5 protein-coding genes and 1 pseudogene are annotated in these 8,289 nt (G+C 58.2%); all 6 read left to right on the top strand.

The annotated features are described in order from the left end of the window. Window positions 1-3,145, top strand: a 3,145-nt coding sequence (locus T370_RS0119860) for a VWA domain-containing protein (RefSeq protein WP_029436769.1), incomplete at its 5' end; no start/stop codon positions are given. A gap of 61 nt (window positions 3,146-3,206) precedes the next feature. Then, window positions 3,207-4,478 carry a glycosyltransferase gene (locus T370_RS0119855; protein ID WP_051643919.1) on the top strand — a complete coding sequence of 424 codons (1,272 nt, stop codon included), beginning with the start codon at window positions 3,207-3,209 and terminating at the stop codon, window positions 4,476-4,478. Further along, window positions 4,453-5,379 (top strand): GGDEF domain-containing protein, encoded by a 927-nt coding sequence (locus T370_RS0119850; RefSeq protein ID WP_029436767.1) that lies wholly within the window; start codon window positions 4,453-4,455, stop codon window positions 5,377-5,379. Before T370_RS0119855 ends, T370_RS0119850 begins: the two co-directional genes overlap by 26 nt. Window positions 5,380-5,541: 162 nt before the next feature. Then, window positions 5,542-6,936, top strand: coding sequence for a TolC family outer membrane protein (locus T370_RS0119845; RefSeq protein ID WP_016360965.1), 1,395 nt, complete (start codon window positions 5,542-5,544; stop codon window positions 6,934-6,936). A gap of 606 nt (window positions 6,937-7,542) precedes the next feature. Beyond that, window positions 7,543-7,782 (top strand): hypothetical protein, encoded by a 240-nt coding sequence (locus tag T370_RS0119840; RefSeq protein ID WP_211250539.1) that lies wholly within the window; start codon window positions 7,543-7,545, stop codon window positions 7,780-7,782. Window positions 7,783-8,032: 250 nt separating this feature from the next. Continuing rightward, window positions 8,033-8,289, top strand: a pseudogene (gene tnpA, locus T370_RS0119835) (IS200/IS605 family transposase); the annotation flags it as partial.

Genomic DNA, 8,289 nt, shown 5'->3' with positions numbered 1-8,289 from the left:
CGCGGACGCGTTCGACGTGAGCATCACGACCACGGGCGGCACGGCGACCGGCCAAATCACCGTGGACGCGCTTGACGACGCGCCCGTGCTGACTGTTCAGGGCGATCGAGTCGAACACGCTGCGGACTCTGAGGGCGGCAGCATTACGGATACATTCATGGTGCATTTCGGTGCGGACGGGCCGGGGGACGCGGCGTTCACGTTCGACGGGCATGCGCTCGAAAAGAACGTTGAAGGCAACTGGCAGTATACGGACCCGGACGGCCTCTACACCATAACCGTCGTCCAGACTGGGACCGACGGCAATGAATTCCAGTATTCCTATACGCTGGAATATGATTCGACCAAGGTCAAGGAAGGATTTGGCGGCGATCTCAAGGTGGTGGCCACGGACGGAGATCTGGATACCGCAACCGATACGGTCCATATCGCCGTCACCAATACCGCTCCAGAAGCGGCGGACAATATCTATGACATCGACAAGGCCGTGGCCGGAGAAAGCATCATCTCCGCATCGGCGAGCGCGGTGCTCGGGGACAGCATCATTACGGTGGGCGGTACTGTAGGCGACAGTATCCATACCGGATGGATGACGGACAAGCAGGATGACGCGTTCTCAGTTTTGGAAGATGGGGTTGCGGGTGACCTTTTCGGCAAGTTCTTCTCGGATCTGGGCGGCAACAACCTGACACTGGATACCTTAAAGGACGCCGCACACATCTACACGTTGAAGATTTCCTCCGGGACGAGTGCTGATCAGGTTCAGGCCGCGGTCAAGTACGCCTCGGAACACAACCTGCTGCTGTACATCGAAGGTGATTTAAACAGTTTGCTGCTGGGGAATACGCCCCTGAATTGCGTCACCATCGTCAACGGCAACCTCTCCATCAACAGTGAAGGGTTCGGCGCGAACAGCTTCTTGTATGTCACGGGCAATGTGCACGCCGGAGAGGATTTCACGGTGAGCGGCGGTTTGGCCGTGGGCGGGGATCTTAGGGGGTCCGCATCCATTGAAGTGGAGCATACCGCTGATGTCTTCACGCCCGACAACGTGGTCATCAGCAGCACGGTCCCCTCGGGAGAGGTGCCGAGTACATCGATCATGATCACGTTTGAGGATCTGTTGCACAACGACATGGACAGGGATGACGCGTCCGTGTCCAAGGACGGCCTGCATATCACGGAGATCACCATAGGCGGTAAGACATATACTTCCCATGATGCTTCCACGGACATCTCGTACAACGAGACGACGAAGATCTCGATCGATTGGCAGAAGGGCACGATTTCGGTTACGAATACCGGAATGAACAGTGAATCGATCCGGTTCGGCTACGGGGTGGAAGACCGGCACGGCGCGACCGACAGCGCAGACATCACCGTCAACGTGACCGCTACGACCGGCGCGGGCTCCATCGGCGACGACCTCCTGCAAGGCGCGACGACGACGGAAAACGTCGCTATGAGTTACAACATCTCATTTGTGTTGGATAACTCATGGTCAATGGGCGCATGGAAGAAGAATGGTGAGTGCGCGTATAAGTATGAGAAGGGATGTTCTTATGACACGGCCCAGCAGGCCGTTGCCCAGTACATCACGAAGCTGTGGAACGACATAAAGGGAACCGATGCCGTCATCAACATTCAGCTCGTCAAGTTCGCCGGAGAAGTCAATCTCGACAAGAGCTTCTCTCTGACCAGTACGACGACCGAAGCCCAGTTGAATCAAATCATCAATCGGTATTTGAAGTCTACGGATCTGTACAGCTCGACAAACTACGAAGATCCGCTTCTGAGTGCCCAACAGTGGTTCAACTCAGTGGAAGGCAACGACTTCGCCAACAGGCTGTACTTCATTACTGACGGTGATCCTAATACGGCCAACGGTTGGGGCGATCCCGTCAGGAGGGCGGAGGCCGTCTATGACCGCATTATCGACGACAGTGTCCACCCGGTCGACGTTCACGCCATAGGCATCCTTGGGAATGGCACGAACAACCTCGACGTGCTCAACAAGTTCGACAACACGGATGGTGCGGATCAGATCGAGAGTGCTGATGCGTTGTATGACGCCATCGCTTCGTCCACGGTGACGAAGCCCGTTTCGGACACCATCTTCGCCAACAAGGGCGATGACGTGGTCTTCGGAGACACCGCGCAGTTCAGCGTGGGTGGGGCCACCGTCTCCCTCGCGGAGTATGTGAAGGCGCAGCTCGGCTTCAATCCGAGCACGGCCGACGTTATCGACTACGTCCGCGAGCATCCTGAGGAAATAGGCAGCGCGCTGGTTCCGAACGCCAACGAGGGCAAGCCGGACATGCCCGATGCCCTGATCGGCGGGGAAGGCAATGACGTCATGTATGGGCAGGGCGGCAACGATCTGCTCATCGGCGACGGCAGCAATACTTCAGGCGCAGACGATACCCTGCACCGGCTCGCGCAGGAACTCGGCACTCTTACGGGGGGCTCACACGGGGTCACTCCGGCATCCCTGAGCGATGCCATCCTGAATCTGGGCCACGATAGCGCCAAGCTGCATGAGCTTGCGGACTGGTCGGAAAAGCATCTGGAAAACTCGTCCGACGGTGACGATTGGCTGTTCGGTGGCGAAGGGAACGATGTCCTCTTCGGTCTGGGCGGCAATGACCACTTGTACGGCGGCTCTGGAGACGACGTCCTTTTCGGCGGCAGCGGAGATGATTACCTCGACGGTGGAGAGGGACAGGATATATTGTTCGGCGGCTCCGGGAACGACATCATCAAGTACGACTCCTCCGACTTCCTTGTGGACGGCGGCGACGGCATCGACTTCCTGATTACCGACAACAAGAACCTGAGCCTCGACGAGCTGCTGCGGAACACCGATCCGAATAATGGCCCAATCGTCCAAAATGTGGAAGTTCTGATTTCCGGGGACCATGCCTTGTCGCTTACGGATACGGCCGCGCTGAAGCAGTACGGCATAGTGCTCGGCCTTGACGGGGACAAGGAAACGCTGACGTTGACCGATGCATGGATACAGCAGGACGACGCCTTCGTGAATGCGGATGCGGGCCTTACCATCCAAGTGCATGGCCTCACGCCGGAAACCGTCACGGACGATCAGGCGATGCTCCATAAGTTCATTCTGGAAAACGCGCAGTAACATACACGCATCCTCCCGGATCGACTATACCGCGCAATCCGGGAGGATGCCCGAAGGGCCTATGCGTATCCTCTTTTTGAATTATACTTTTCCCGGACCTCTGGGGACGATGGCCGCCTCGTTGGCCGCACTGCCGGGCAACGAGGTGCTGTTCGCGTCGGAGTACGGGAGGCGGGATTTCTCGCTCCCTGGCGTCAAGAGGGTTCTTCTGAAGAAGCCCAAGGACAGGAAGAAGGCTGTGGCATCGATATCGACCCCCGCCCTTGACGCCGGGGAACGGGATTGGACCATGGCCTATTTGCGCGGCCGGGCCACGGCTTCGTCGCTCATGGGCGTGCTTGCGGAAGGGTTTGAGCCCGACATGGTGATCCTGTCGGGTTCTATGGGCAACGGTCTGTTTGTGCGGAACCTGTTCCCGGAAGCTTTCCTTGTCGGGTATGCCGACTGGTATTTTCGGGATGAGGCCGAGACCCGCTATCCTCTCAGCACCATGCCCGACATCCCCCTGGCCCCCCGCAATATCCGCAACACGCTGCAAGCGAAAAACTTTTTTGATTGTAACTGCCATTTTACGACGACGGAATGGCAACGGGAGCAATACCCCGAAGGGATGCGCGGGTTCATTTCCGTACTGCGGAAGTGTGTGGACACGGAGTTTTTCGCTCCGGCCCCCGCCAGCCGATTCAGTTTCGGGGACTGCGAACTGACGGAACGGCAAGAGATCGTGACCCTTTCCGTGCGGGACGCCGCCCGGTTGCGGGAGGGTGGTTTCTGGTGCGAGCTGCCGTCCCTGCTCTCGGCGCGGCCGGACTGCCATGTGGTTCTTATCAGCACGGGCAAGGAGGTCCGCCTCGATAGCCTCCGGGAAAGCATGGCGGCGTTTCCCTCCGGCATGAGGGGCCGGATCCACCTGCTGGATTTCCTCCCTCCGGGAGCCTACCGCGACCTGTTGTGTGTCTCCTCGCTGCATCTCTGCAAAGATATTTCCTTTATGCTGCCTTCCGAACTCTTGGAGGCCATGAGCTGCGGGTGCGTCGTGCTCGCGCCCGACACCGGAGCCGTCCGCGAAGTCCTCAGCGACGGCCAGAACGGTTTTCTGTACCCCTCCGGGCGCAGGATGAATTGGGTCATGCTCATAACCCTGTTGCTCGAAAGGCGATCCGAGCTGCTCTCCATACGCCGGAACGCCCGGAAGACCGTTTTTGGGAAACACAATAAAAATACCCTGTTACCAAGGCATATTGCTTTCCTGATGGACCGTTACAGCCATTGGCGCGCCCAACAAATACAACTCGCGGAGGGAAACGATGTATTCGAATCTACCTCTGCCTAAGCTTCTTGAGATCATTTCGCGGATCGTGAACGACAGCGGATGTACGGTCCGCATCGTCGACGAAATACCTGTGCAGGATAGGGAGATCCGTGAGCTCTGCCTCCAGATTTACGAACTGCGCCGGGCCGCGCAATCCATCGCGCACGGGGAACTGGGAGTCCATTTCGAAAACTGCGGCTGTATGGCTACGTATTTGAAGGACATCATGGATAGGCTCAAGGCGGTCGAGCGGGGGATCAAGGAACTCGCGGAGGGCGACACGCCGGAACTTCCCCGCCTGGGGGCCCTCGGGACGTACTTCGAGCTTATCGGCAATACGCTGCAAGAAAACAGAAGGCTCATCGAGAAGTACAGGAACCTGTCCCTGACCGACATGCTGACGGGCCTGCCGAACCGGCGCGGCTTCCTCGCGCTGGCGGAAAAGAGCTTTGCCCGCGCAAGCCGCAAGCGGCAGAGCATTTCCTTTATCATGGCGGACATCGATCATTTCAAGAAGGTCAACGACCGGCACGGCCATGAGGCGGGGGACGAGGTGTTGCGCGTGGTGGCGCAGCGCTTTCTGGACTGCCTCAGGGTTGAAGATATTTGCTGCCGGTATGGCGGGGAAGAGTTCCTCGTCATGCTATACGATACGGATGTGATCCGGGCGGCATTGGTTGCGGAACGGCTGCGCAAGAGCATCGCGGGAAAACCGATCTCCACCAGAGGGGAGGAGATCCGGGTGGCGATCAGCCTCGGGGTGACGGAAGTCGTCGCTGCCGATTACGCCGGAACGCGGAAATGTCATGCGGAAATACGGCGGGCTGTGCAGGTGTCCGACGCGTTTCTCTACAAAGCCAAGAAAGCGGGCAGGAACAGGGTCGCCGCCAACCTGCCTGAAGAGGATGAGGGGGTGGCGTAGCAAGCCCTCCCGTCTTTCGAAAGGAGAGGGCGCTTGTCGAGGGAAACGCCGATCCGCCTGTGCGCGGTACGGTTTTTTAGGAAAACGCTTGGGGGATGTCCCGAGTGAGCGCGTGGGTGAGTGCCACGCAGGAGGGTGAGTTGCCCTCCGGAGGAGCAAAATATGTACGGTAGAGCCTTTGCGATGATCCTTATGACGGCGGTGCTGTGTCTCGGCGGAATGACGAATGCCCCGGCCGCTCCGACCTCCAACGCCGCCGTGACTTCCGCGCCCGTGCGGGAAAGTGCTGTCACCGTCCGGGAAACCGTGGCCGAGACCATCGCCCACCACCGGGGACTCAAGGTCATTCAGGAAAATCTGGATGTGACCCGCTATGAACTGCGCCGGGCAAAGGCCGGATGGGGGCCGAGCGTGGACGCGACCGGGCGCTACGGCGCCAGCCGCCTGAGCGACGATACCACGCGCTCCTACGGTTCGGATAAGGGCATGTACGCGGCGAGCGGCGTGGGCATTACCCTGACCCAGCCCCTGTGGGACGGCTTCGCCACCCGCAGCCGTGTCCGTACTGGAGAAGCCACCGTTGAATCGATGGAATACCGCGTGTTCGACAACGCTACCTCGTTCGGTCTGGATGGCCTCATCGCCCATGTGGACTACCTGCGGCGGCGTGAAATCCTGCGCCTCGCACAGGAGAATGTGGCGCGGCATAAGGAAATCCTCGCTTCGCAGCGCGAGCGCCTGAACCTCGGGGCATCCACGACGGCCGACCTGACCCAGACGGAAGGCCGCCTTTCCCGCGCCATGTCCACCCTGACGGACGCCGAGGCTTCGTTGCGCGAAGCCGAGGCCTCCTATATCCGGCTGACCGGGAAGCCCGTGCCCCCGTCGCTTGCGGAAGTATATGTCCCTGAAGGGATGTTTGCCGACCCCGACGCGGTGATGAAGGCGGCTGAGGAAGGGAACCCCAAGCTGAAGGCGTATCTTGCGGACATCCGGGCGGCACGCGGCGAGAAGGAACTTGCACAGTCGGCCTACCATCCGAAGATCAATCTTGAGGTTGGGCCGAACTATTCGGATCGCGGCGGCAGGGGGAGCAATTGGACGTCGAGTTTCGACGTCATGGCGACCATGCGTTGGAACCTGTTCAACAGCGGTGCGGATAAGGCCGAGACGGAAGCCGCCGAGTCGCGCATCCGTCAGGCGCGTCAGACCGCCTATAACTTCTTTGATGATTTGAATCTCGAAATCGCGGACACGTGGACCCGTTACATGGCCGCCATTGAACAGCGGAAGTATTATCAGGAAGCGGTCGTTTACAACACGCAGACGCGGGATGCTTATCTGGCGCAGTTCAACCTTGGGCAGCGCAGCCTGCTTGACGTGCTGGACGCTGAGAGCGAGCTCTTCAATTCCGCTACGCAGGAAGCCACGGCGCGCGGGAACGAGATCGTCGGAGCCTATCGGCTGTACGCGCTGGCCGGGCAGTTCCTTCCGGTGCTGAACATAGACGACAAGTCCCTTTACGTTTCCCAGCGCGAAAGTGAACCTTCCAAGTAACCCTGTTTGCCCTTTTTCCGGGGCTCTGCCCCGGACCCCGCCGAGGGGCTCTGCCCCTCGGGACCCCGCAAGGGGGCAGCGCCCCCTTGACCCGGCGGCGCGTTTCCTTTGGCGGCCTTGCCGCCAAAGGAAACGCTTGTGCGGCGTAATGGAAGGGAGGGGGAGTATCTTTTTTCGTCTTTTATCGGAAGCCTGTTGAGTGGGATGTGCCTTGAATCCGTCTCAGTTGTGGTATTCCTACGAGGGAACCATTTCTTTTGGATCCATACAATGATTGCAGCCCGGCGTGGGAAGGCACTCCACTCCCGAAGCGTTTCTTGACTTCATCGGTTTTCTATGTGTATTTTTAGAAAGGTGCTTCAAAACACCTTTATTCCTTGGCGGCCCGCCGTCCCGTTAGAGTGGCTTTTTTTACGCCTCCGTTTTGGCGTAACCTTTGCCTTATTCTCCGGGTGTGGGCTAATACAAGACCGGCTTGCCGGGAATATGCCCGCCGTTCCAAGGACGGTTTTGAGCAACCGGAGTTTTCTATTTTGCGAAGAACACCCCGCGCCTGCGAAGGTAGAGCGAATCCAAGAGGAAATCCGCCACTATCGATTTCCTCCCTTGGCTGTGCGCTGCGAAAAAGAACTGTTGGAAGCGGAAGACGCCGAAGAAATGCGGGAATTGCTGTTCAGAGCGCTCTCTTCGCTTGAAACCTTCGCGGATCTTCTGGAACTGATGAACCCCGAGGCCAAGGTGGAAGGCGTGGTGATGCATACGCTGGCCCGGGAATTGCGGCGTATCGGCAGATTGGTGTTCAAAATCCAAGACGCTTACAGCACCGTGGAGCTTGTGGAAGCATAGCCCGACCACGGCAATACAAATTACCAAACGGATAACCCAAAAGGCCCTTAGCGACAAACCGCCAAGGGCCTTTTTTCAACATACCGGGAAAACGGGTGAATCCCATCCATATCGACGGCGGGGGAAATGCCTTTTCCAACTCCCGCCGGAACGGACTCCTTCTGGGCCGCCCTCCCCACCAGTCAAATCCTTGACGTGATCCCCCGGCTAAGCCGGGGGGCTCCTGCAGTTTGACAATTCCCTAAAATTGGAAGGGCACCTGTGTGTGGATCATGTGCACATGTTACTGTCGATTCCACCTAAATATGGGGTGGCAGAAGTAGTGGGCTATTTAAAAGGAAAAAGCGCTATTGAGATAGCGAAACATTTTGAAAAAGTTTGTAAAATAACAGGAGCGAGTTTCTGGGCGAGAGGATATTTTGTAAGCACGGTAGGAGTAGGAGAACGGGAAATTCGGCTCTACATAGGGAACCAGGAAAAAGAAGACAGGAAGGTGGAGCAGCTTAA

The sequence above is a fragment of the Bilophila wadsworthia ATCC 49260 genome, assembly GCF_000701705.1.
Taxonomy (GTDB): domain Bacteria; phylum Desulfobacterota; class Desulfovibrionia; order Desulfovibrionales; family Desulfovibrionaceae; genus Bilophila; species Bilophila wadsworthia.
Note: the sequence above shows the minus strand (reverse complement) of the source record. Positions and strands in the feature narration are given on the sequence as shown.